At 63.9% G+C, this 24,255-nt stretch carries 18 protein-coding genes; 11 read left to right on the forward strand and 7 right to left on the reverse strand.

The genetic code is table 11. The features are described 5' to 3' along the window. The first annotated feature begins 91 nt into the window (after nucleotides 1-91). A complete protein-coding gene (locus ABIB73_RS25235; RefSeq protein ID WP_354228423.1) occupies nucleotides 92-721 on the forward strand; it encodes a glutathione S-transferase family protein in 630 nt (209 codons plus the stop codon). 128 nt (nucleotides 722-849) lie between these two features. On the opposite strand, the gene ABIB73_RS25240 is transcribed toward ABIB73_RS25235, so the two are convergent. The 3 genes from ABIB73_RS25240 to metF form a co-directional block, all read right to left on the reverse strand. Continuing rightward, nucleotides 850-1,857 carry a DUF3592 domain-containing protein gene (locus ABIB73_RS25240; protein WP_354228425.1) on the reverse strand — a complete coding sequence of 336 codons (1,008 nt, stop codon included), beginning with the start codon at nucleotides 1,855-1,857 and terminating at the stop codon, nucleotides 850-852. A gap of 368 nt (nucleotides 1,858-2,225) precedes the next feature. Beyond that, the gene (gene metH / locus ABIB73_RS25245) at nucleotides 2,226-6,089 is read right to left on the reverse strand and encodes a methionine synthase (RefSeq protein WP_354228426.1); all 3,864 of its coding nucleotides are present in this window, start codon (nucleotides 6,087-6,089) and stop codon (nucleotides 2,226-2,228) included. A 6-nt stretch (nucleotides 6,090-6,095) separates the two neighbouring features. Further along, on the reverse strand, nucleotides 6,096-7,037 hold the full coding sequence (gene metF / locus ABIB73_RS25250; protein ID WP_354228428.1) for a methylenetetrahydrofolate reductase [NAD(P)H]: 942 nt from the start codon (nucleotides 7,035-7,037) through the stop codon (nucleotides 6,096-6,098). Nucleotides 7,038-7,434: 397 nt separating this feature from the next. On the opposite strand from metF, the gene ABIB73_RS25255 reads away from it, so the two are divergent. Beyond that, a complete protein-coding gene (locus tag ABIB73_RS25255; protein WP_354228430.1) occupies nucleotides 7,435-8,448 on the forward strand; it encodes an LLM class flavin-dependent oxidoreductase in 1,014 nt (337 codons plus the stop codon). A gap of 127 nt (nucleotides 8,449-8,575) precedes the next feature. Here the strand turns inward: ABIB73_RS25255 and ABIB73_RS25260 are convergent, their stop codons facing one another. After that, nucleotides 8,576-9,421, reverse strand: a complete 846-nt coding sequence (locus tag ABIB73_RS25260) for a prephenate dehydratase (RefSeq protein ID WP_354228432.1) — start codon at nucleotides 9,419-9,421, stop codon at nucleotides 8,576-8,578. 35 nt (nucleotides 9,422-9,456) lie between these two features. Further along, nucleotides 9,457-10,197 carry a 3-deoxy-manno-octulosonate cytidylyltransferase gene (locus ABIB73_RS25265; RefSeq protein ID WP_354228434.1) on the reverse strand — a complete coding sequence of 247 codons (741 nt, stop codon included), beginning with the start codon at nucleotides 10,195-10,197 and terminating at the stop codon, nucleotides 9,457-9,459. A gap of 219 nt (nucleotides 10,198-10,416) precedes the next feature. Here ABIB73_RS25265 and ABIB73_RS25270 point away from each other — a divergent pair, with 219 nt between their 5' ends. The 6 genes from ABIB73_RS25270 (at nucleotide 10,417) to ABIB73_RS25295 (ending at nucleotide 18,912) form a co-directional block, all read left to right on the forward strand. Next, nucleotides 10,417-10,971: a c-type cytochrome gene (locus ABIB73_RS25270; protein WP_354228436.1), complete on the forward strand. Its 555-nt coding sequence runs from the start codon at nucleotides 10,417-10,419 to the stop codon at nucleotides 10,969-10,971. A 211-nt stretch (nucleotides 10,972-11,182) separates the two neighbouring features. After that, nucleotides 11,183-13,078, forward strand: coding sequence for an extracellular solute-binding protein (locus tag ABIB73_RS25275; RefSeq protein ID WP_502918458.1), 1,896 nt, complete (start codon nucleotides 11,183-11,185; stop codon nucleotides 13,076-13,078). A gap of 14 nt (nucleotides 13,079-13,092) precedes the next feature. Continuing rightward, nucleotides 13,093-14,979, forward strand: coding sequence for an extracellular solute-binding protein (locus tag ABIB73_RS25280; RefSeq protein ID WP_354228440.1), 1,887 nt, complete (start codon nucleotides 13,093-13,095; stop codon nucleotides 14,977-14,979). Nucleotides 14,980-14,983: 4 nt separating this feature from the next. After that, nucleotides 14,984-16,093, forward strand: a complete 1,110-nt coding sequence (locus ABIB73_RS25285) for a microcin C ABC transporter permease YejB (protein ID WP_354228442.1) — start codon at nucleotides 14,984-14,986, stop codon at nucleotides 16,091-16,093. After that, entirely contained in the window at nucleotides 16,093-17,271 is a 1,179-nt protein-coding gene (locus ABIB73_RS25290; protein ID WP_354228444.1) for an ABC transporter permease, read from the forward strand. Before ABIB73_RS25285 ends, ABIB73_RS25290 begins: the two co-directional genes overlap by 1 nt. Nucleotides 17,272-17,274: 3 nt before the next feature. Continuing rightward, entirely contained in the window at nucleotides 17,275-18,912 is a 1,638-nt protein-coding gene (locus ABIB73_RS25295) for an ABC transporter ATP-binding protein (protein ID WP_354228446.1), read from the forward strand. 6 nt (nucleotides 18,913-18,918) lie between these two features. Here ABIB73_RS25295 and ABIB73_RS25300 read toward each other — a convergent pair whose 3' ends face one another. Both ABIB73_RS25300 and ABIB73_RS25305 read right to left on the reverse strand, forming a co-directional pair. Further along, nucleotides 18,919-19,773: a C40 family peptidase gene (locus ABIB73_RS25300; RefSeq protein ID WP_354228448.1), complete on the reverse strand. Its 855-nt coding sequence runs from the start codon at nucleotides 19,771-19,773 to the stop codon at nucleotides 18,919-18,921. Next, the gene (locus ABIB73_RS25305) at nucleotides 19,766-21,142 is read right to left on the reverse strand and encodes a leucyl aminopeptidase family protein (protein ID WP_354228449.1); all 1,377 of its coding nucleotides are present in this window, start codon (nucleotides 21,140-21,142) and stop codon (nucleotides 19,766-19,768) included. Before ABIB73_RS25305 ends, ABIB73_RS25300 begins: the two co-directional genes overlap by 8 nt. A gap of 203 nt (nucleotides 21,143-21,345) precedes the next feature. Here ABIB73_RS25305 and ABIB73_RS25310 point away from each other — a divergent pair, with 203 nt between their 5' ends. The 3 genes from ABIB73_RS25310 to ABIB73_RS25320 all read left to right on the forward strand — a co-directional run bounded on the left by ABIB73_RS25310 (nucleotide 21,346) and on the right by ABIB73_RS25320 (nucleotide 24,208). Continuing rightward, nucleotides 21,346-21,549 (forward strand): hypothetical protein, encoded by a 204-nt coding sequence (locus ABIB73_RS25310; protein ID WP_354228451.1) that lies wholly within the window; start codon nucleotides 21,346-21,348, stop codon nucleotides 21,547-21,549. A gap of 253 nt (nucleotides 21,550-21,802) precedes the next feature. Then, nucleotides 21,803-23,302, forward strand: coding sequence for a metallophosphoesterase family protein (locus ABIB73_RS25315; protein ID WP_354228453.1), 1,500 nt, complete (start codon nucleotides 21,803-21,805; stop codon nucleotides 23,300-23,302). Between the two features lie 93 nt (nucleotides 23,303-23,395). Beyond that, a complete protein-coding gene (locus ABIB73_RS25320) occupies nucleotides 23,396-24,208 on the forward strand; it encodes a tetratricopeptide repeat protein (protein WP_354228455.1) in 813 nt (270 codons plus the stop codon). Nucleotides 24,209-24,255: the final 47 nt, after the last annotated feature.

Raw genomic sequence — 24,255 nt, forward strand, 5'->3', positions numbered from 1 at the left:
GGCGGTTGTCGGTGAAGGATCGGCAGGCGATACTTGCAACGGCAATGACGACCGATTGGCCGGGCAAAGCTCCAATGACGAGAGGTGCACCATGTTCCTGATCGGCCAATATGATTCCCCCTTCGTCCGCCGCGTCGCGATTGCGCTGCGGTTCTACGGGTTCGCCTTCGAGCACAGACCGTGGTCGACCTTCGGCGATGCCGACAAGGTCGCGCCCCATAATCCGCTGCGACGCGTGCCGACCTTGGTGCTCGATGACGGCGAGGCGTTGATCGAGAGCACGATCATCCTGGATTATCTCGACGAGCTCGTCGGGCCGGAGAAGGCGATGCTGCCGCGGAGCGGCGTCGAGCGGCGACGGCACTTGCGCATCTGCGCGCTCGCCTCTGGCCTCGGCGACAAGGCGGTGAGCCTGCTCTACGAGCGCGTGCTGCGGAAGGAGCAGCTTGCGCTGTGGGTCGAGCGTTGCCAGGCGCAGATCGCGGACGTTCTGAAGGTGCTCGAGGCCGAGCGCGCCAGGGTGACGACGCCTTACTGGCTGGGCGACCACATCGGCCACGCCGACGTCGCGGTCGCCTGCGTCGTCCGCTTCACCCGCGAGGCACATGCACCGCTATTCGACGTGTCGCGCTATCCGGCGCTCGCGGCACATGCCGATCGCTGCGAAGCGCTGGCGCCGTTCAAGGAGATCCTGCAGCCGCTGGCGCCACCGAAAGGGTGAGCCTCCCTCCGTCATTCCGGGGCGCGCCACTTGCTTGGCGCGAGCCCGGAATCCATTCATCGGCGACACACGCTGCACGATGGATTCCGGGCTCGCGCTCGCGCGCCCCGGAACGACATCAAGCGCCGCTACGCAAACCCGACCTTGATCAGGATCGTCAGAAAGAGGCCACCGACGATCGCGCAGACCGCGGCGCCGATCAGCGGAGCCAGCGCGCCTTCCCCGCTCGCAGGCTCCAGCACGGCATGTCCCGGCTGGTCCGGATCGTAATAGACTTTGACGCTGTGCCCGGGACGGTATTTTGCCGCTTCCTTTTCGGCGACTTCGCGCAGCCCGGAGATCATGGTGCCGCCCCAATTGAGTTCGGTGCCGGTGAAGTCGCGCTTGCCGACCTTGTAGGCGTAGCGGAGGTCGACCTGATAGCGGTGTACGAGCTTTGAAGTCGTCGGTCTGTTGTCGTGCTCGGTCTTCTCCTCGATGATCTCCTCGATCACGTCGGAATGCGTAATCCTGCCCGACGCGGTCGGCCAGCGCAGGCTGGCGCTCGCCAGCCGGCGCGTCCGGACATATTCTGCGACGCAGAACACGGCGCCGATGAGCGCGATGATCGGCAGCGCGAACGCGAACAGCGGAACGCCATTGTCGGCGTAGAGCACGTGACCGGCGAGCGAATGCGCGGTCAGGGTGGCGGCAATGAAACCGAATGCGATGGTGAACGCCACCAGCGCCGCGACGTTCTGCGCCGCGGCAGGCTCCAGCAGCGCCTCGGTCGGTTGCTTCGGATCGACATGGACGTCGACATGCGCGCCGACCGGATACCGTCCGGCCAGTTTTGCGGCCAGCACCCTCGTCGTGATGGTAGGGCCGCCGACAAAGACCTTGTCGCTTTCCAGCTCCTGGCCGCCGGCCTGATACCGATAACGGATGATGGGCTTGGCATCGTTCCGATCGTCCGAGGCGTGCGTCGCCGGCTGATCGACCCGGGAGACCGTGATGACGCCCTCGACCTTGTCCCAGCTCTGCGCGGCCTGCATCCGGCCTCGCGTCCGGACCAGACCGAACAGCGTCAGTCCAAACAGCAGCACTGAGATCCCGGCGGCAATCTGCGTCCACATCAATTGATGGGCGTCCAGCATCTGATTTCCTTGGCTCTTTCGATGGCGACCGCCATTGGTCGCGGCGAGCGCGCGTTGCGTTCAAGGCATCGTGGGGGCCCAACACGCCGCGTCGTCATTCCGGGGCGCGCCACTTGGCGCGAGCCTGGAATCTATTTGTCCGCAGCACGTGTAGATCAATGGATTCCGGGCTCGCGCTTCGCGCGCCCCGGAATGACGGCGAAGCGAGTCCGGACGTCGAGGATTGGCGATGTAGGCGAATATAGATTGATACAGGTGTTTTGCCCGACGCATCAAGCTGTTTCGGCAGGACCGAAATTCACCAGGCCTTTCAACCCCATCTCTACTGTGCATGGGGTTGTTTTCGACTTTTTTGTCTACGGCGGAGACTATCCCGCCCCAGCGCGCTTCTTCTGCCAGACCAGATGCACCGCGCAGGTGCAGCCCGGCGGATGCGAGGCGAGGTCCTTTGATGTCTCATCGTTCGCGGGTGTTGCGGCAAAAGCGGTCTTGTCGGCCGCGCCTTGCTGTGAGGGGATGTAGTTCAGCACCGGCGCAAGCCAGCGCTCGGTCTCGGCAACCGTCATGCCCTTGCGCGCGGCGTAGTCCTCGACCTGGTCGCGCTCGATCTTGCCGACGCCGAAATAATAGCTTTCGGGATTCGCAAGATAGAGCCCCGACACGCTAGAGCCCGGCCACATCGCAAAGCTCTCGGTCAGCTTCACGCCGGCGGTCGCTTCCGCATCGAGCAACTCGAACAGCGTCGCCTTCTCGGTGTGATCGGGCTGCGCGGGATAGCCGGGCGCCGGGCGGATGCCCTGGTACTTCTCGAGGATCAGATCGTCGGTCGACAGCGCCTCGTCCGGCGCATAGGCCCAGAACTCGCGGCGCACGCGGGCATGCATGCGCTCGGCGAAGGCTTCGGCCAAGCGGTCAGCCAACGCCTTGCACAGGATCGAGGAGTAGTCGTCATTCGCCATCTTGAAGCGGTCGGCGACGACATCCTCGCCGATGCCGGCGGTGACGACGAAGCCGCCGACATAGTCGGGCACGCCGACGCCGACAGGCGCGATGAAGTCGGACAGTGCCGCGTTGAAACGGCCCTCGCGCTTCTCGAGCTGCTGGCGCAGCGTGTGCAGCGTTGCAATTTGCTTGGTCCGGCTCTCGTCGGCATAGAGCACAATGTCGTCGCCTACCGCGTTCGCCGGCCAGAAGCCGACCGTCGCGCGCGCCCGGAACCATTTCTCCTTGACGATCAGGTCGAGCATTTTCCGCGCGTCATCGTAGAGCGAGCGGGCGACTTCGCCGACCTTGGCATCGCCGAGGATGGCGGGGAAGCGCCCGGCGAGCTCCCAGGTCTGGAAGAACGGCGTCCAGTCGATGTAGGGCACGAGCTCGGCGAGGTCGTATGCGTCAAAGCTCCTGGTGCCGAGGAATGTCGGCTTCACCGGCTTGTTAGCCGCAAAGTCGACCGGCACGCGATTGGCGCGGGCAACAGAGAGCTTCAGGCGCTTCTTGTCGGCCTGGGCGCGAAAATGCGCCTCGGAGATCTTTGCGTATTCGGCGCGCACGTCGGCGGCATAGGCCTCGCGTTTTTCAGGCGACAGCAGCGAGGAGGCGACGCCGACAGCGCGGCTGGCGTCATTGACATGCACCACCGGCCCGGCGCGATAGCTCGGGTCGATCTTCACCGCGGTATGCACCCGGCTCGTCGTCGCGCCGCCGATCAGGAGCGGCAGCTTCAGGCCTTCGCGCTGCAATTCGCCGGCGAAGAACGCCATCTCGTCGAGCGACGGCGTGATCAGGCCGGACAGGCCGACGATGTCGGCCTTCTCCGCCTTCACGGTCTCGACGATCTTTGCGGCCGGCACCATCACGCCGAGGTCGATGACCTCAAAGTTGTTGCACTGGAGCACGATGCCGACGATGTTCTTGCCGATGTCGTGGACGTCGCCCTTGACGGTCGCGAGCACGATCTTGCCGGCGGAGCTGGAGCCTTCGGTGCCGATGCCGTTGGCGAGATTGCGCGCCTTCTCCTCTTCCATGAACGGCATCAGCCAGGCCACCGCCTGCTTCATCACGCGCGCGGATTTGACCACCTGCGGCAGGAACATCTTGCCGTCGCCAAAGAGATCGCCGACCACATTCATGCCGGCCATCAGCGGGCCTTCGATGACGTCGAGCGGGCGCGACGATTCCTTGCGGGCCTCCTCGGTGTCCACTTCGATGAACTCGGTAATGCCGTGCACCAGCGCGTGGCTGAGCCGCTTGGCCACCGGCCATTCGCGCCAGGCGAGATCGGCCTCCTTGGTCTGGGTCTTGTTGCCGCGGAATTTTTCCGCGAGCGCCAGCAGCCGTTCAGAGGCGCCGGGGTCGCGATTGAGAATGACGTCCTCGCACACCTGGCGCAGCTCGGGATCGATGTCGTCGTAGACGATCATCTGCCCGGCATTGACGATGCCCAGGTCCATGCCGGCCTTGATGGCATGGTACAGGAACACCGAGTGCATGGCCTCGCGCACCGGCTCGTTGCCGCGGAACGAGAACGAGAGATTGGAGACGCCGCCGGAGATGTGCGCGCCGGGCAGGTTCTTGCGGATCCAGCGCGTCGCCTCGATGAAGTCGACGCCGTAATTGTTGTGCTCCTCGATTCCGGTCGCGATCGCAAAGATATTCGGGTCGAAGATGATGTCTTCCGGCGGGAAGCCGACACGGTCGACCAGGATGTCGTAGGCGCGCTTGCAGATCTCGGTCTTGCGCGCGAACGTGTCAGCCTGGCCGACTTCGTCGAACGCCATTACCACGACAGCCGCGCCATGGCGCCGCGCGATCTGCGCTTCGTGGATGAATTTTTCCTCGCCTTCCTTCATCGAGATCGAGTTGACGACCGGCTTGCCCTGCACGCATTTCAGGCCCGCCTCGATCACCGAGAATTTCGAGGAATCGACCATCACCGGCACACGGGCGATGTCGGGTTCGGCGGCGACGAGGTTGAGGAAGGTCCGCATCGCGGCTTCCGAGTCCAGAAGACCCTCGTCCATGTTGACGTCGATGATCTGCGCGCCGTTCTCGACCTGGTCGCGGGCGACCTGGAGCGCGGCGGTGTAATCGCCGGCGGTGACCAGCTTGCGGAAGCGAGCCGAACCGGTGACGTTGGTGCGCTCGCCGACATTCACGAACGGAATCGCGTCTGTCAGAATGAAGGGCTCGAGGCCGGAAAGCCTTAAGCGCGGCTCGATCTCCGGCACGATGCGCGGCTTGTGTGGTGCGACGGCGGCGGCAATCGCCGCGATATGCTCGGGCGTGGTGCCGCAGCAGCCGCCGACAATATTGACGAGGCCGGCGCGGGCGAACTCGCCGACCAGGCGCGCCATGTACTCCGGGGTCTCGTCATACTGGCCGAACTCGTTGGGCAGGCCGGCATTGGGATAGGCACACACCAGCGTATCGGCGACGCGACCGATATCGGCGATATGCGCGCGCAAATCTTCCGCGCCGAGCGCGCAGTTGAAGCCGATCGTGATCGGCTTGGCGTGCCGCACCGAATTCCAGAACGCCTCCGGCATCTGCCCCGACAGCAGGCGGCCGGATTTGTCGGTGATGGTGCCGGACACCATCACGGGCACGTCGATGCCGCGCTCCCCGGTGATCTCGGCGATCGCATAGAGCGCCGCCTTGGCGTTCAGCGTATCGAAAATGGTCTCGACCAGCAGGAGGTCAACGCCGCCGTCGAGCAGGCCCCTGATCTGTTCGCCGTAGGATTCGCGCAGATCATCGAAGGTCACCGCGCGGTAGCCGGGATTGGCGACGTCGGGCGAGATCGATGCGGTGCGGTTGGTCGGGCCGATGGCACCGGCGACGAAGCGCGGCTTGCCGTCTTCTGCCTCGACGCGCCGCGCGGCATTGCCGGCGAGGCGGGCGCCTTCGCGCGCCATGTCGTAGACGATGTCGGCGAGATCGTAGTCGGCCTGCGCGATCGAGGTCGTGGAGAAGGTGTTGGTCGCGACGATGTCGGCGCCGGCGCGCAAGTAAGCGGCGTGGATGTCCTCGATCGCCTGCGGCTGGGTCAGGATCAACAGATCGTTGTTGCCGCGGAGGTCACGATGGAAATCCTTGAAGCGCTCGCCGCGAAAGGCGGTCTCGTCGAACTGGAGGTTCTGGATCATCGTGCCCATGGCGCCGTCGAGCACCAGGATGCGCTGGCGCGCGGCGTCGAGCAGGGCGGTTCGCTTGGGCGAAACGGGAATTGTCATCTTGGGTCAGGCCGCCTTCTGCGCGCTCTTGGCGCGAATGCCGAGCAAATGGCTGATCGCGAACACGAGATCGGCGCGGTTCATGGTGTAGAAATGGAAGGTATCGACGCCGCGCTTCGCCAGCTTCTGCACCTGGCCGGCGGCAACGGTGGCCGCGACCAGCTTGCGGGTCTCGGCGTCGTCATCGAGGCCTTCGAATTTCTCCGCAAGCCAGTCCGGCACGGATGTGCCGGCGCGGGTGACGAAATTGCGGGCCTGCTTGAAATTGTGCATGGGCATGATGCCCGGCACGATCGGGATGTTGATGCCGCGGGCACGGACGCGGTCGAGATAGCGGAAGTAGAGGTCGTTATCGAAGAAGACCTGGGTGATCGCGCGCGCAGCGCCGGCGTCGACCTTGGCTTTCAGCGTGTCGATATCGGCGTCGAAATCGCGCGCCTCGGGATGCTTTTCGGGGTAGGCCGAGACCGAGACCTCGATATCGGCGTGCCGCTTCTTGATTCCTGCGACGAGCTCGGCGGAGGTCTGATAGCCGTCGGGATGGGTGGAATAGGGCGTGCCGATGCCGCCGGGCGGATCGCCGCGCAGGCCGACGATGTGGCGGACGCCGACCTCATGATAGCGGTCGACGATCTCGTCGATCTCGCCACGGGAGGCGCCGACGCAGGTCAGATGCGCGGCGGGCAGCAGCGCCGTCTCCTTCAGGATGCGCGAGATGGTTGAATGGGTGCGCTCCCGGGTCGAGCCGCCGGCGCCGTAGGTCACCGAGACGAATTTCGGGTCAAGCGGGGCGAGGCGGTTGATGGTGTCCCAGAGATTCCGCTCCATATCTTCGGTCTTGGGCGGAAAGAACTCGAAGGAGATTGCAGGCCGCTTCGAAGAAAGCTGTCCATTTTGGAGGTGCCCGTCTTGCCGGTCGGCTTGGGCAGGATTCGTCAACTCGGTCATGGCACCACTCACTCCAGGATCTTGCCAGTTTCAGGCGGCCGGCGGTCGGGTCTAGCTTGCGAGAGGCTAAGATAGGGCAAAGAGGGTATTCTCGACAGCCCATCGGGGGTGGGAAGTCGCCCATTTCTGTAGAGATTGTGTGAATTATTGCGATGTTCGTCATGAGAGTGGGATTTGGCGTGAATGAAAATATTTAAGTAAAAACAAACATTTAATATCAGAGTTGCATTTTTAGGCGCGACTCACTTGGGTGGGCAGTTTGAATTCTATTATTGTAGTACGAAGTTTAGCCCAACATCTCAGCTCGGCCCGGCCCCGCGGTATCTCGGGCCACACACGCCAGATCTGCGCAGTCTGCGCATTGTCGCCGCGCGGCCCTCCACTACGTTAACGCGCCATGATCCCGCTCTCAGTCCTCGACCTCTCCGTCGTCACCTCAGGCACAAAACCCGCCGCGGCGCTGCGCAACAGCATCGATCTGGCGCGCCATGTCGACGGGCTCGGCTATGTCCGCTACTGGCTCGCCGAACATCACAACCTCGCCTCCGTCGCGAGCCCGGCGCCCGACGTGATGATCGGGCAGATCGCGGCGGTGACGAAGCACATCCGCGTCGGCTCCGGCGGGGTGATGCTGCCGAACCATGCACCGCTGGTGGTGGCCGAGCGCTTCAAGATGCTGGAGGCGCTGTTTCCCGGCCGCATCGACCTCGGTCTCGGCCGCGCCCCGGGCACCGACGGCGCTACGGCGTACGCGCTGCGCAGCCGGCTCGATCGCCGCGAGGGCGACGATTTCCTGGAGCGGCTGCACGAACTGATCCTGTGGGAGACCCGGGAATTCCCCTCGGGTCATCCGTACAACAATGTCGTCGCGATGCCCGACGATACGCCGTTGCCGCCGATCTGGCTGCTCGGCTCAAGCGACTATTCGTCGGAATTGGCCGCGCAGGTCGGCATGGGCTTCGCCTTCGCCCATCATTTCGCGTCCCACGACGCGATCGATGCCATGGTGCATTACCGCAACCGTTTCCAGCCCTCGGCCTGGAGCGCGAGCCCGCGCGCGATCCTCGCGGTCGCGGCTATTGCCGCTGACACTGACGAGGAAGCCGAAAAACTCGCCACCTCATTCGATCTCAACCGCTTGCGCCGCGACCGCGGCCAATATCTGCCGCTGCCGAGCGTCGAGGAGGCGCTGGCCTATCCCTATACGGACTCCGAGCGCACCTCGATCCTCCGCAACCGCTCGCGCCTGTTCGTCGGCAGCCCCGCGACGGTGCAGAAAAAGCTTCAGCCGCTGATCGATGCGAGCAAGCCGGACGAGTTGATGGTGATCACCGCGGTTTATGACCACGACGCGCGGAAGAAGTCGTATTCGCTGCTGGCGGAGGCGTTCGGGCTTAGAGCGGCCGCGTAAACATTGTCGTGCCCCGGACGCAGCGCAACGCCCTTTAGCGGTGCGCTGCCGAGCCGGGGCCCATTGTCGCCTTGGGTATCGCGGTCTCTGGGTCCCGGCTCGCGCTTCGCGCGTCCGGGACACGAAATTATTCCATCGTCGCCCGGAACGGGTGTCCGGGATACACGCCGACGATGCGGAATTCGCGTGAGAAGAATTTCAGTTCCTCGATCGCGAACGCCAGGCCCTTGTCGTCGGGATGACCGTCGACGTCGGCGTAAAACTGCGTGGCGAAGAAATTGCCGTCGACCATGTAGCTTTCGAGCTTGGTCATGTTGACGCCGTTGGTGGCAAAGCCGCCGAGCGCCTTGTAGAGCGCGGCCGGCAGGTTGCGCACCCGGAATACAAAAGTCGTGACCAAGGGTCCCGAACCTTGCGTCGCCCATTTCGGCTCGCGCGCCAGCACAACGAAGCGCGTGGTGTTGTGCGCCTCGTCCTCGATGTCCTCGGCGAGGATGTCCAGGCCGTAGATCTGCGCGGCCAGGCGCGAGGCGATCGCGGCGACCGTCTTGTCCTTGCGCTCGGAGATGTCGCGGGCGCTGCCGGCGGTGTCGGCGTGCACGATCCCCTTGATGCCGAGCTTGCGGATGATGCGACGGCACTGGCCGAGCGCATGCACATGGCTCTCCACGCTCTTGATGTCGGAAAGCTTGGTGCCCTTCACCGCCATGAGTTGATGCCGGACCGGCAAGAACCACTCGCCGACGATGAAGAGGCCGGAGGCTGGCAGCAAATGATGGATGTCGGCGACCCGGCCGGCAACCGAATTCTCGATCGGGATCATGCCGAGATCGGCTTCTCCGGACGAAATCGCCGACAGCGCGTCCTCGAAGGTGGCGCAGGGCAGCGGTTCGGCGTCGGGATAGGCCTCGACGATGGCGATGTGGGAATTGGCCCCGGGCTCGCCCTGGAATGCGATTTTCATCTTGCTCATATCTTGAAGCTCCTGGTCGGCCTTGTAACAGCGGCTCAGGATTTGGAAAGTATGCTGCGGGCGGTCTCCAGGTCCGCCGGCGTGTCGACCCCGCGAGGTACGGTGTCGACGATGGTGAAGTCGATCCGCATCCCGGCCTCCAATGCCCGGAGCTGCTCCAGCCCCTCCTGCAATTCCAGCGGCGAGGGCGGCAAGGAGACGAACCGCTCCAGCGCCGCGCGGCGATAGGCGTAGAGGCCGATATGGTGGTAGCGCGGTCCGTCGCCGGTCGGCGCGGTGGCGCGGGTGAAATAGAGCGCGCGCATGCGCCGGCCCCCGAGCGAGGTTCCGACCGCCTTCACGACGCTCGGCGCAAGGTCCTCCTCCTCGGTGTGGATCTGCGAGGCCAGCGTGGCGATGTCCACGGCGGGGTCTTGAAGCGGCGGCAGCACGTCGCGGATGTTGTCCGTCGTAATCGTCGGGAAATCGCCCTGGAGATTGACCACGATTTCGGCGTTGCCCGCCGGATCGAGCTTCTGCATCGCCTCGTAGATGCGATCGGAGCCGGAAGGGTGCTCAGGCCGGGTCATCACGGCCTCGCCGCCATGGGCGGTCACGACGGAAGCGATCTCAGCCGTATCGGTTGCCACCGCCACCCGGCCGATGCTGGCGGCTTCGGCTCGCCGCAGCACGTGCACGATCATCGGCAGGCCCGCGATATCGGCGAGCGGCTTGCCGGGCAGGCGGGTGGCAGCCATGCGGGCCGGGATCAGCACCAGGATGCGGGGATCGGTCATCGGTTCAAGGGCCTGGAAACGGGACGTTTTCCGCGTCGAGAAATGGGGTGGGGATGGGCAGAAAGCGGGGTCGCTTATACGGGTTGCCAGAGCACGGGCAAACCGATATCTCAATGGCAAAACTCGGGGAAACAATAAGGAACGTTTGATTCTCCCGAGGCTCGTCCTGGCGGCCGCTCGGCCGCTGTTTCCTTCTTGCGGTGTGGGGCCTGGCCGGAAATGGACTCTTTCGAACTCAACAAGATCCTCGGTGCCGTGCTCGGCACCTGTCTCATTTTGCTGGTGACGAGCTTCACTGCCCAGGCGCTGTTCTCGCCCAAAATGCCGGAAAAGCCGGGCTTCGAGATCGCAGTGAAGGAAGAAGCCGGCGACAAGGGCGGCGCTGCCGCCGCTGCCGCTCCCTCCGAGCCGATCGAAAAGCTGCTCCAGACCGCCTCCGTCGAGAAGGGCGCTTCGGCGGCCAAGAAGTGCGGCGCCTGCCACACCTTTGAGAAGGGCGGCCCGAACCGCGTCGGCCCGAACCTCTTTGGCATCGTTGACGACCACCGCGGCGAAGGCCGCAACGGCTTCAACTTCTCGGCCGCGATGAAGGCCAAGGGTGGTACCTGGACCGTCGACGACCTCAACAAGTTCATTGCCAATCCGAAGGGCTTTATACCCGGCACCGCGATGGGCTTCGCCGGCATCCCGAAGGACTCGGAGCGCGCCGACGTCATCGCTTACCTGAACAGCCTCTCCGACAGCCCGAAGCCGCTGCCGACCGCAGCGAAGTAAGGCTCTTCGATATCGATCTCGGATATGCGGCCAGGCTGAAAAGCCTGGCCGTTTCCGTATCCGGGCCTCGCGGCGTTGTTATCGGGGCGTTTGGCCGCAGCGAACCGCGTTCCCGGGCTTCCAAGATGAGGAAAAAGCAACATATTCGGTCGAAACCTCGCCTATATTGAGCACTTAAAAGGGTAACCTCCTTCAAGACAGGGATGTTGATTTGGCCATTACCCGACGCGATCTCTTACTCACTGGCGCTGCAGTTGCTGTGCTTCCCGCCCTTGGTTCCGCAGCTGGCGTTCCCGTCATCGGCGCGGCCGAGGCGCAAACTGCCGGTGAGCTGCCCTGGCGGCATGCTTTGTCGCTGTTCGGCGACATCAAATATCCCGCCGATTTCAAGCGCTTCGATTACGTCAATCCGGATGCGCCCAAGGGCGGTGTGGCCCGCCTGATCTCGATCGGCACTTTCGACAATTTCAACCTCGCGGTCGCCGGCATCAAGGGTGCGATCGCGCCGGCCGCGGCCATGATCTACGAAACGCTGATGACCCGGGCGCAGGACGAGGTGGCGACCGAGTACGGCGAGCTTGCCGAATCCGCCCAGCATCCGGACGATTTTTCCTGGGTGACCTATCGCCTGCGCAAGGAAGCCCGCTGGCACGACGGCAAGCCGGTGACGCCGGAGGACGTCCTTTTCTCGCTGGAGACGTTCAAGCAGCAAAGCCCGATGTATGCGTCCTACTATCGTCACGTGACAAAGGCGGAGAAGGTCGGCGAGCGCGACGTCAAATTCAGCTTCGATGGGCCGGGCAATCGGGAATTGCCGACCATCGTCGGAGAGCTGACCGTGCTGCCGAAACATTGGTGGGAGGGCACCGACGCGCAGGGCCGCAAGCGTGACGTCGGCTCCACCACGCTGGAGATCCCGCTGGGGTCCGGGCCGTACCGGATCAAAGAGTTTGTAGCGGGACGCTCGGTCAAGCTCGAGCGGGTCAAGGACCATTGGGGCGCCAATGTTCCGAGCCAGATCGGCCAGAACAATTTTGACGAGCTGCGCTTCGAATTCTTCCGCGACAACCTCGTTGCGCTCGAAGCGTTCAAGGCCGACCAGGCCGACTGGATCGCGGAAAACTCCGCCAAGCAGTGGGCGACAGCCTACGACTTCCCCGCGGTCGCCGAGAAGCGGGTCGTCAAGGAAGAATTTCCGATCAACGATTCCGGCCGCATGCAGGCCTTCGTGGTCAACACCAGGCGCGAGCAGTTCAGGGATCCGCGGGTGCGGCGGGCCTTCAACTACGCGTTCGACTTCGAGGAGATGAACAAGCAGCTGTTCTTCGGTCAGTACAAGCGAATCAACAGCTATTTCGAAGGCTCCGAGCTCGCCGCGACCGGTCTGCCTCAGGGCGAGGAATTGCAGATCCTCGAGACCGTGAAGGACAAGGTACCGCCGGAAGTCTTCACCACGCCTTACCAGAGTCCGGTCGGCGGCAGCCCTGAAGCCGTGCGCGCCAACTTACGCGAAGCGGCGAAGCTCCTGAAAGAGGCGGGTTTCGAGGTGCGCGACCACAAGCTGGTCGACGCCTCGGGCAAGATCCTGACGGTCGAGATCCTGGTGCAGGATCCCTCGTCCGAGCGCATCGCACTGTTCTACAAGCCGTCGCTGGAGCGGATCGGCGTCAACACCTCGGTTCGCATGGTCGACGACGCACAGTACCAGAACCGGCTGCGCAGCTTCGATTTCGACATGATCATCGATCAGTGGGGCGAGTCGCTCTCGCCCGGCAACGAGCAGCGCGAATATTGGAGCTCGCAGACCGCCGATGTGCCCGGCGCGCGCAACACCATCGGGATCAAGAATCCGGCTGTCGATGCCTTGATCGAGAAAGTGATCTTTGCCAAGGACCGCGCCGGCCTCGTCGCCGCGACGCGCGCGCTCGATCGCGTGCTGCTGTGGAATTTCTACGTGGTGCCTCAGTTCACCTATCCGTTCTCACGCTATGCCCGATGGGACCGCTTCAGCCATGCCGAGCCCTTGCCGAAATACGGCAGGTCCGGACTGCCGGCGCTGTGGTGGTATGACACCGAAAAAGCGGCGCGTATCGGGAAACGGTCTTGAGGAAGCATTTGCGCATGGCGCAGCTTTCACGCCGGCATGTGCTGGCCTTGGGCGCCGGCGGCGTGCTCAGCACCGCGTGGCTGCCCGGCGCAACGGCCTCGGAAATGCCGGCCGAGATCCACGGCATTTCGGCGTTCGGCGATCTCAAATATCCCGCCGACTTCCATCATTTCGACTATGTCAATCTCGATGCGCCGAAGGGCGGCACGTTCTCGCTGATCCCGTCGGTGCGCGCCTATAACCAGTCCTATTTCACGTTCAGCTCGCTCAACGCTTACATCCTGAAGGGTGAAGGCGCGCAAGGCATGGATCTGACCTTCGCCTCGCTGATGGCGCATGCCGGCGATGAGCCTGACGGTATGTACGGCTTTGCCGCGAAGTCGGTGCAGATCTCGCCCGACAAGCTTGCCTATCGCTTCACCATTCGGCCCGAGGCGAAGTTTCACGACGGCTCGAAGCTCACTGCGCATGACGTTGCGTTCTCGATCAACGTGCTGAAGGAGAAGGGTCACCCGCTGGTCCAGATACAGATGCGCGACGTCAAGGGCGCAGAGGCGCTCGACGATGCCATCGTGGTCGTGACCTTCGCCGAGAAGCGCGCGCGCGACGTGCCGCTCTATGCGGCGGGTCTGCCGATCTTCTCGAAGGCCTATTACGCGAACCGGCCGTTCGAGGAATCGTCGACTGATGCGCCGCTCGGGTCCGGCCCGTACAAGGTCGGCAAGTTCGAGATCAACCGCTACATCGAATTCGAACGGGTCAAGGACTGGTGGGGCGCCGAGCTTCCGGTCTGTCGCGGCGGCAACAATTTCGACGTGGTCCGCTACGAATTCTACCGCGACCGCGACGTCGCCTTCGAAGGCTTCACCGGCAAGAACTACCTGTTTCGCGAGGAGTTCACCTCGCGCATCTGGGCGACGCGCTACGACTTCCCCGCTATCAGGGACGGTCGCGTCAAGCGCGAGCAGGTGCCGGATCAAACGCCGTCGGGCGGCCAGGGCTGGTTCATCAATACGCGGCGCGACAAGTTCAGGGATCCCAAGGTCCGTGAAGCGATCAATTATGCGTTCGACTTCGAGTGGACCAACAAGAGCATCATGTATGGCGCCTATGCGCGTACGTTCTCGCCGTTCCAGAATTCGGATCTCGTCGCGGAGGGGCCGCCATCGCCCGAGGAGTTGAAGCTGCTCGAGCCGTTCCGCGGCCAAGTGCCTGACGAAGTGTTCGGCGAGCCGTTCGTGCCGCCGGTGTCGGACGGTTCGGGCCAGGACCGCAATCTCCTACGCAAGGCGCAGCAACTGCTCCAGGAGGCAAAGCTCGCGGTCAAGGATGGCAAGCGGCTGTTGCCGGGTGGCGAAGTCTTTGCCGTCGAATTCCTGATCGACGAGCCGTCGTTCCAGCCGCACCACGCCTCGTTCCTCAAGAACCTGAACACGCTTGGAATTGAGGCCAATCTGCGCCTCGTCGACGCAGTCCAGTACCGCGCGCGGGTCGAGGCGTTCGACTTCGATATAACCATTGAGCGCCTGAGTATGTCGGCGACACCGGGTGACGGCCTGCGGGCCTATTTCACCTCGCAGGCCGCAGCGACGAAAGGCTCGTACAATCTGGCGGGCATCGCCAATCCCGCGATCGACGCGCTGGTCGAGAAGGCGATGGCGGCCGAGACCCGCAACGACCTGACGGTGGCTTGCCGCGCGATCGACCGCGTGTTCCGCGCCGGCCGCTACTGGGTGCCACAGTGGTACAACACCAGCCACCGGCTGGCTTATTGGGACGTGTTCGGCCATCCCAAGAACCTGCCGCGTTACCCGATCAGCGACTATTCCAGCGGCGTCGGCGAGCGAACCCTGTGGTGGTTCGACGCCGCCAAGTCCACCCAGCTCGATCAGGCGAAGTAAGCTCATGAGCGCCTATATCGCCCGCCGTATTCTACTAATGATTCCGACTTTGCTCGGGATCCTCTTCATCTCCTTCGTGGTGGTGCAGTTCGCGCCGGGCGGCCCGGTTGAACGCGTGATCGCGCAGCTCTCCGGCGCCGATACTGGCGGCAGCTCGCGCATCTCGGGCGGCGGTGATTTTGCGCAGCGCACGCCGGGACAGGGCGGCCCCGGTGGCGACGCCGTCAACTCGAAATACCGCGGCGCGCAGGGGCTCGATCCCGAGTTCATCAAGAAGCTGGAGGTGCAGTTCGGTTTCGACAAGCCGGCGCCCGAGCGCTTCGCGCTGATGGTCTGGAATTATGCGCGCTTCGATTTCGGCATGAGCTATTTCCGCACGGTCAGCGTGATCCAGCTCGTCAAGGAGAAGCTCCCGGTTTCGATCTCGCTCGGGATCTGGCTGACTCTGCTGACCTATCTGATCTCGATTCCGCTCGGCATCCGCAAAGCGGTCAAGGACGGCACGCGGTTCGATACATGGACCTCGGCGGTGATCGTGCTCGGCTATGCCATCCCGGGCTTCCTGTTCGCGATTCTGCTGATCATCCTGTTTGCCGGCGGTTCATTCTTCAACTGGTTTCCGCTGCGCGGACTGACATCGGACGGCTGGTCGCAGTTTCCCTGGTACTGGAAGATCATCGACTATTTCTGGCACCTGACCCTGCCGCTGATCTCGCTGGCACTCGGCGCCTTCGCGACCATGACGTTCCTGACCAAGAACTCGTTCCTGGACGAGATTCGCAAGCAATATGTGATGACCGCGCGGGCCAAGGGTTGTAGCGAGTATCAGGTGCTCTACGGCCATATCTTCCGCAACGCGATGCTGATCGTGATTGCGGGCTTTCCCGGCGCCTTCATCAGCGCCTTCTTCTCGGGATCGTTGCTGATCGAGACCATCTTCTCGCTGGACGGGCTTGGGCTGCTCGGTTTCGAGAGCGTGCTCAACCGCGACTATCCCGTGGTGTTCGGTACGCTCTACATCTTTTCGCTGATGGGGCTCGTCGTCAATCTGATCTCGGATCTGACCTATATGTGGATCGATCCCCGGATTGATTTCGAGGCGCGGGAGGTGTGATGACGGTTACCGCGCCCACCCCGATCGAGACCACCGTGAGAGCGCCGCTCGGCGAGGCCGTGCCGATCACGCGCAAGCCGTTTGTGCCGTCACCACTCAACAAGCGGCGTTGGCAGAATTTCAAGGCGAACCGCCGCGGTTACTGGTCGTTCTGGATCTTCATGGTCCTGTTCGTGGTGTCGCTGTGCGCCGAATTGATCGCCAACGACCGGCCGTTCCTGATCAAGTACGACGGCCATCTCTACTGGCCCGCTTTCGTCACCTATTCGGAGACGACGTTCGGGGGCGATTTCGAGACCGCGGCCGATTATCGTGATCCCTACTTGCAGAAGCTGATCAAGGACAAGGGCGGCAGCATCGTCTGGCCGCTGATCCGTTACTCCTATGGCACCCACAATCTCGATCTGCCGACGCCGGCACCGTCGCCGCCCACCTGGATGCTGACCGAGGCGCAATGCAAGCCGGTGGTGGAGAAGAAGGGGCTGAAGAGCTGCCGTGATCTCGAATATAACTGGCTCGGGACCGACGATCAGGGCCGCGACGTGGTGGCGCGGATGATCTACGGCTTCCGCATCTCGGTGCTGTTCGGCCTCATCCTCACGATCGTGTCTTCCGTCATCGGTATCGTCGCCGGTGGCGTGCAGGGCTATTTCGGCGGCTGGATCGATCTTTTGTTTCAGCGCTTCATCGAGATATGGAATGCGATTCCCTATCTCTATCTCTTGCTCATCATATCGGCCGTGCTCCCGCCCGGCTTCTTCATCCTGCTCGGCATCATGGTGTTGTTTCACTGGGTGTCGCTTGTCGGCCTGGTGCGCGCGGAATTTTTGCGCGGCCGCAATTTCGAATATATCCAGGCTGCGCGCGCGCTCGGCGTCTCCAATGCCGTGATCATGTTCAGGCATTTGCTGCCGAACGCCATGGTCGCGACAATGACGTTCCTGCCGTTCATCGTCTCCTCGTCGGTGATGACGCTCACGGCCCTCGACTTCCTCGGCTTCGGCCTTCCGCCGGGCTCGCCATCGCTGGGCGAGCTGTTGTCGCAGGCCAAGGCCAATGTGCAGGCGCCGTGGCTCGGCTTCTCCGGCTTCTTCTCGGTCGCGATCATGCTCTCGCTCCTGATTTTCATCGGCGAAGCCGTGCGCGACGCCTTCGATCCGCGCAAGACGTTCAGGTAGAACATGGACGCGATCAACCAGCCCCTGCTTGCCGTGCGCGACCTCTCGGTGGCTTTCCACCAGGGCGGCGCTTCGACGCTTGCGGTCGACAACGTTTCGTTCCAGATCAAGCGCGGCGAGTGCGTGGCGCTGGTCGGCGAATCCGGATCCGGAAAGTCGGTCAGCGCGCTCTCGATCCTCAAGCTGCTGCCTTATCCGAACGCCTCGCATCCCTCGGGCAGCATCCGCTTCAAGGGACAGGAGCTGATCGATCGGTCCGAGCAGCAGATGCGCGAGGTTCGCGGCAGCGACATCTCGATCATCTTCCAGGAGCCGATGACCTCGCTCAATCCGCTGCACACGATCGAGGCGCAGATCGGCGAGATCATCCAGCTGCACAATCCGACCAGCAATGCGCGGGCGCGCGAGCGGACGCTGGAGCTGCTGACCCAGGTCGGCATCCCCGAGCCGGAAACGCGGTTGAAGAGCTATCCGCATCAGCTCTCGGGCGGCCAGCGCCAGCGCGTGATGATCGCGATGGCGCTCGCCAACGAGCCTGATTTGTTGATTGCGGACGAGCCGACCACGGCGCTCGACGTCACTGTGCAGGCGCAGATCCTGGCGCTGCTCGCCGAGATCCGTGCCCGGCTCGGCATGAGCCTGCTCTTTATCACCCATGACCTCGGCATCGTGCGCCGCATCGCCGACCATGTCTGCGTCATGAACGGCGGCAAGATCGTCGAGCAGGGACCGGTCGAGCAGGTCTTCAAGAGCCCGAAACATCCCTACACGCGCGACCTGCTTGCGGCCGAGCCGAAGCCCGATCCGGCGCCGCCACAGCCCGGCGCGCCGGTCGTGATGTCGGCCAATGATCTCAAGGTGTGGTTTCCGATCAAGCGCGGGCTGATGCGCAAGACGGTCGGCCACATCAAGGCGGTCGACGGCGTCAGCATTGCCGTGCGCAAGGGCGAGACGCTCGGCGTCGTCGGCGAGTCCGGCTCCGGCAAGACCACGCTGGGGCTGGCGCTGATGCGGCTGATCTCCTCGAACGGCCGGATCGTGTTCCTGGGCAAAGATATCCAGGGCCTGCGCTTCAAGGAGATGCGGCCCTATCGGCGCGATATGCAGATCGTGTTCCAGGATCCGTTCGGCTCGCTCAGCCCGCGCATGTCGGTCGCCGATATCGTCGGCGAAGGCCTCTCCGTGCATCAGCCAAAACTGCCGCGCGAGGAGCGCGAAGCGCGCGTCGTCAAGGCGCTCGAGGATGTCGGCCTGAAGCCGGACACCCGCTACCGCTATCCGCATGAATTCTCCGGCGGCCAGCGCCAGCGCATCAGCATTGCGCGCGCAATGGTGCTGGAGCCGGATTTCGTCGTGCTGGACGAGCCGACCAGCGCGCTCGACATGCTCATTCAGGCGCAGATGGTCGACCTGCTGCGTGAATTGCAGCGCAGGCGCGACCTCACCTACATGTTCATCTCGCACGATCTGCGCGTCGTCGCCTCGCTCGCCAGCCACCTCATCGTGATGCGCGGCGGCAAGGTGGTCGAGGAAGGCCAGGCGGCCGAGCTCTTCAAGACTCCGAAGACGGATTACACGCGCGCGCTGTTTGCGGCGGCGTTCCGGTTGGAGACGGCAGGCGACGGTTCGGTGGCGACGTAGCGACCGTCAGAGCCGCTTGATCGCAACGACGTCGCTGCCGGCCTGCTTGATCCGGGCAATCGCGGGCTCGATGGCTTCGATGACCGTCGCCATGTGATGCGCATTGGCATGAACCATGGTGCTGCCGTCGCGGACGATGGCGACATGGCCCTTCCAGAAGATCAGGTCGCCACGCTGCAGCTTGCTTCTCCTATGCGGCTCCAGCGCGCGGCCGAGACCTGTCTGCTGCATGTCGCTGTCGCGCGGACAGCCGATGCCCGCGGCGGTCAGCGAGACCTGCACCAGGCCCGAGCAATCGACGCCGAGGCTGCTCTTGCCGCCCCAAAGATAGGGCGTGCCGACGAAACGCTCCGCGACTGTGACGAAATCCGGCTCACGATGATCGAGCGGCGCGAGATGCGCCATCGGCAGATATTGTCCGTCGCGCGTCACCGCAAAACTGCCGTCCTCGTGCGCCACCGCGAGCTTCGATCCCAGCACGAGCGTCTCGGCCGGTGGCAACTTGATCGAGGGACCTGGGAAGGCAAAGGTTCGCAGCGCGCTCACCTTGTGCGTTGGCGCTGCCGTCGGCTTGACGAGTGCTGCGTCAGGAAGCCAGCCGACATAGCCGTCGCCGCCAAGCTGACCCCAGGCCCAGCCTTCGCCGTTGCGGTCGTAGACCGTGACGCGCTCGCCGCGCAGCGCTTCGGTCATCAGCATCGCATTCGAGGTAGGCTGCTCGCGCACTGCCGCGATCGCTTCGACCACCTCGAACTCCTCGCCGGTGACGAAGTGATCCGCCTCAACCTTGCCTTCGAGATATTTCGCGGCGAGGTCGCCCCGCGCCGGTGTCAGCCTTGGATCGTTTCTTAGATCATGCATAGCGCTCGCTCAGCAATGTGTAGATGGCGCGCGCGGCCTGGCATTCGCCGCCTTCGGGGCGTGCCGGCTTTGCCGACGGCGTCCAGCCATAGATGTCGACATGCAGCCAGCTCTTGGCCTGCTCGACGAAGCGTTGCAAAAACAGCGCGCAAGTGATCGATCCCGCAAACCCGCCAGAGGGCGCATTGGTGATGGTGGCCGTCTTGGAGTCCAGCCACGCATCGTAAGCCGGCCACAGCGGCATGCGCCACAACGGATCGTTCTCCCTCGCCGCGCAACGCGCGACGTCGGCGGCCAGCGTCTCATCATTGGTGTAAAAGGGCGGTAAATCCGGCCCCAGCGCGACGCGCGCGGCGCCGGTCAGGGTGCCCAGGTCGATCAGCAGGTCCGGCTTTTCCTCGTCGGCGAGCGCCAGCGCGTCGGCGAGCACCAGGCGTCCTTCCGCGTCGGTGTTGCCGATCTCGACCGTGATCCCCTTGCGCGAGGTGAAGATGTCAAGCGGGCGGAAGGCGTTGCCGGAGACCGCATTCTCGACGGCTGGAATCAGCACGCGCAGCCGGACCTTCAGCTTCGCATCCATCACCATGCGCGCGAGCGCCAGCACATTGGCGGCGCCGCCCATATCCTTCTTCATGATCAGCATGCCGCTCGACGGCTTCAGGTCGAGCCCGCCAGTGTCGAAGCAGACGCCCTTGCCGACCAGCGTCACCTTGGGATGGCCGGGATCGCCCCAGACAATGTCGATCAGCCGTGGCGCGCGGTCCGAGGCCATGCCGACCGCATGGATCAGCGGAAAATTCTGCGCCTTCAAATCCTCGCCGACGATGCAAGTGAAGCTTGCGCCAAATTCGGCGGCCAGTCCTTGCGCGGCCGCGGCCAGCTCCTCCGGGCCCATGTCGTTGGCCGGCGTGTTGATGAGGTCGCGCGCCAGCATGGCGGCGTCCGCCATACGGCCGATCTCGGCCGCGTTGACGCCGTCCGGCGGCACCAGCCGGACGTCGGGCCGGTCGGCCTTGCGGTAGCGCGCGAAACGGTAGCTGCCGAGCGCGAAGGCGAGCGCCGCCAGTCGTGCATCGTGCGGTGCATTGGCAAAGCGATAGGTGCCCGGCGGCAACAGGCCGGGCAGGGCGCCGGGCCGGAACAGGTCGCGCGACCTGGCACCGTCGTCCTCGAGACCGAACAGGATTTGCGCGATCGCGCCGTCGGGCGCCGGCAGCGCGAGATAGCCACCCGGCTTGCCGGCAAAGCCGTTGGCGACGGCGAACTGGCGTTGCGCCGGCGGCAGCGTCTCGCGCACCGCATCCCAGTCCGACTTGGTGACGAAAGTGATCGGGGTGGCGGCGGCGGACGTCTCGAAGACAGGAGGCATTGGCGGGTCCGGATCGTCAGATCAACAGGTCATTCGGCCGGACGAGACTTCGCAGAGTTTTGCTGCGCCTGCAATCGGCATTGCTGTCACCGTTCAGCGAGCCGCTACTCGCAGAGAAGGAGCCATGCTAGGTTCCGGCGGCGGTTGCCAGGTGCGCAGAGAACGCCGGTGACCGAAGACGAAGCGTGCCGGGAGGATATGCAATGGAATTTGTGTGGAGCGTGGTCACATTCATTGGCCAGGCCATCGAGGCGGTTTTTGGCTATGTCGAGCATCACCACTGGGTCTTCGCGTTCCTCGCCGGCGGCTACGTCTTCTATCTCCATGACCGTTCGGTCCACGCGCGGTTCGATGCGCTCGACAAGCGCGTGGACGAAATCCGCAAGCGTCTGGCCATCGAATATTGATTGGGCCCGCGAAACCACGTGCGGGCTGCCTCGTATCTGAGGTGAGAACTGCCGTTCACGAGAGCGCTGCCTCAGGGCTTTACTAGCGCTACGGTTGTGGCATTATTGCTGAGTATTTTAGATTGTTCCGTGCGTGCCCTGCACGTATCGAGCGCAAGACCGCTGCGGCATTCCGGTTGATACCGAACTTCTTCGCCGAAGGCATTTCTCTCAATCGTTTGGGCGACGCGGCACTCGCAATGAGCGGCGCAAAATGGATCGATCGTTCGTCATTGCGCAGATATCCGACCTGCATCTGGACGGGTCAGGACGACTACTTGCGACGATCGAGGCCCTCGCCGGCGCGATTCGCGAGAAGATGGCGGGCTTCGCGGACGTTTCCGATCGCATCCTGCTGATCACAGGCGATCTTGTGAACGACCCGACGCCGCGTGCGCTCGACGAAGCGCTCGCGGTCATCGCGTCCTTCCGGCAGACCGGTCTGTTCACCGACATCCAGGCGGTAGCTGGCAATCACGACGTCAAGCGTCCGAGCCAGCGCGGCGGCCGGCACGACGCCTACGACTATCTGCATCTGCCGCGGACTTCGAAGAGCGTCTATTACCGCCAGGCCGGTCTCGACCTGGTGCTGCTCGACTCCAACAGCGCAAGCCTGACGACGCTTGCCAACGGCAATATCGATGAGGGGGCCTACAACGCACTGGTCGCGCATTCCGCCCGGCTGAGCATCGAGCTCGCGGGCAGCATTGGCTCGGCCGGACGCGCCGATTATGCCGAGCCAGCCGAAAATCTGGTGCGGGTGCTGGCGATGCATCATCATCCGCTGCCGCAGGCGACCGGCGAGGGTAAGCGGTTTCTTGGTGCCTCGGACGAACCGCTGATGTATCTCGCGGCGCCCGCGACCTTTCTCGAAGCGGCCACCTCACTCAACGTCAATCTGGTCCTGCACGGGCACCGGCATGTCGAGGGCCTCACCCGCTATTCGATCCCTGATCCGCGTGCGACCCGGAGCGGCGGGAACGAGGATTTCTGGCGCACGATCTATGTGCTCTCCTGTCCGTCCTCGACCGGGCAGGCCGGCGACGATGCCGGCTTCAACATCATCCATTTCGGCCCAATGTCTGAGACCGAGCGGCCCGAATACCGGTTCGCGATCGCCCGCTATTCGCGGCCGCGCAACGATGGCGGCTTCAGGCCGCTCGACTCGAACCTGCCCGGCGGCCTCATCAGGCTTCCGGCGGGACGGGATTTTTCCCGCGATCCCGCCTTCCAGTCGGTGATCGAGATCGCCTCATGCGCCTCGCTGAAGCGGGAGCAGTTTTTGGCGTTGGGCCGCCGGCTGCTGTGGCGTCGTGCTTTCTACGATGACGGTGGGCAGAGCTGGGCGGATACTCTCTACACCTATCTCGTCACCTCCCATGCCTGGGCGGATCTCGACGGCAAGTTCGCGCGGTCGGGGCCCGGTGCTGAGGTCGACGCGCGGGCGGCAGTGACCGCGCTGCTGCGTCAACTGATCGGGCAATCCGCCGATGTGCTCGGCATCGATTGCATTCAGCTCGACGAGCTCCGGGCCAACCGCCTGATCAATCGCGACCTTCTGCGCCGATGGCCGAGGCTGCCGCGCGAGGGTGTCGATGTTCAGGAGCAGGTGCGACAGAGGCTGCAATTGCTGCGGGACTTGCACCAGCAAGCGTGTGCGCTCGGCCTCGATCTGGGCCTCGGCGGCGAGATGCCACCGGAAACGCCGCCATAAGGCAGTGGGACTGCCGCGTTAACCGCCCATTAGGGTTAACAGTCTATTGCTGGCGCGTTCTGCTCGATCAATCGGCTCGAGAGTCAAAGCGTCATGCTTCAACGGTTCAGTCCTGCCCGGCTGCTTGCGTCTGCCTCGCTGGTTGCGGTGGTGGCCGTGAACCTCGGCGGCTGCACGGCAATGTCAAAGCTCTCGGATGTCACCGGCTCGATTGGGCCGAAGACGGAGGCCGCCCCGACCGATCCCGCGCGCGCCATCGAGGTTTATGGCGAGCGCTACCGCGCCAATCCGAAGGACGCCGACGCGGCACTGGTCTTTGGCCAAGCCTTGCGCGCCAACGGACAGCGCGCCCAGGCCGTCGCCGTGCTCGAGCAGGCGACCATCGCCAACCCTGGCAACAAGCCGCTGCTTGCCCAGTACGGCCGCGCGCTCGCCGACAACGGTAATTTCCAGCAGGCTTTCGACGTGCTGTCCAAGGCGCATTCGCCCGACAATCCGGACTGGCGCCTGCTCTCGGTGCAGGGCACCGCGCTCGATCAGATGGGCCGTCACGACGAGGCGCGTTCCTATTATGCGAGCGCGCTGAAGATCGCACCGGGCGATCCCGGCGTGCTCTCCAATCTCGGCCTGTCCTATATGCTGTCGAGGGACCTGCCCAAAGCGGAAGAGGCGCTGCGGCAGGCCTATGCCTCGCCACGCGCGAGCGCCCGGGTGCGGCAGAATCTCGGCCTGGTGGTCGGCCTCCAGGGCCGCTTTGGCGAAGCCGAGACCATCGTGAAAGCGGACCTGCCGCCGGACCAGGCTGCAGCCAATGTCGCCTATCTGAAGGAAATGCTGAGCCGCAACGACGCCCCGCGCGGTGCGCCGAAGCGGACACCGGTCGCTTCGCTCAGCCAGCCCGATTGATCAGAACTGATCGTCCAATCGTGACGCCGCCGGCGGACCGCATGCGG

Source organism: Bradyrhizobium sp. F1.4.3, from assembly GCF_040548375.1.
Taxonomy (GTDB): domain Bacteria; phylum Pseudomonadota; class Alphaproteobacteria; order Rhizobiales; family Xanthobacteraceae; genus Bradyrhizobium.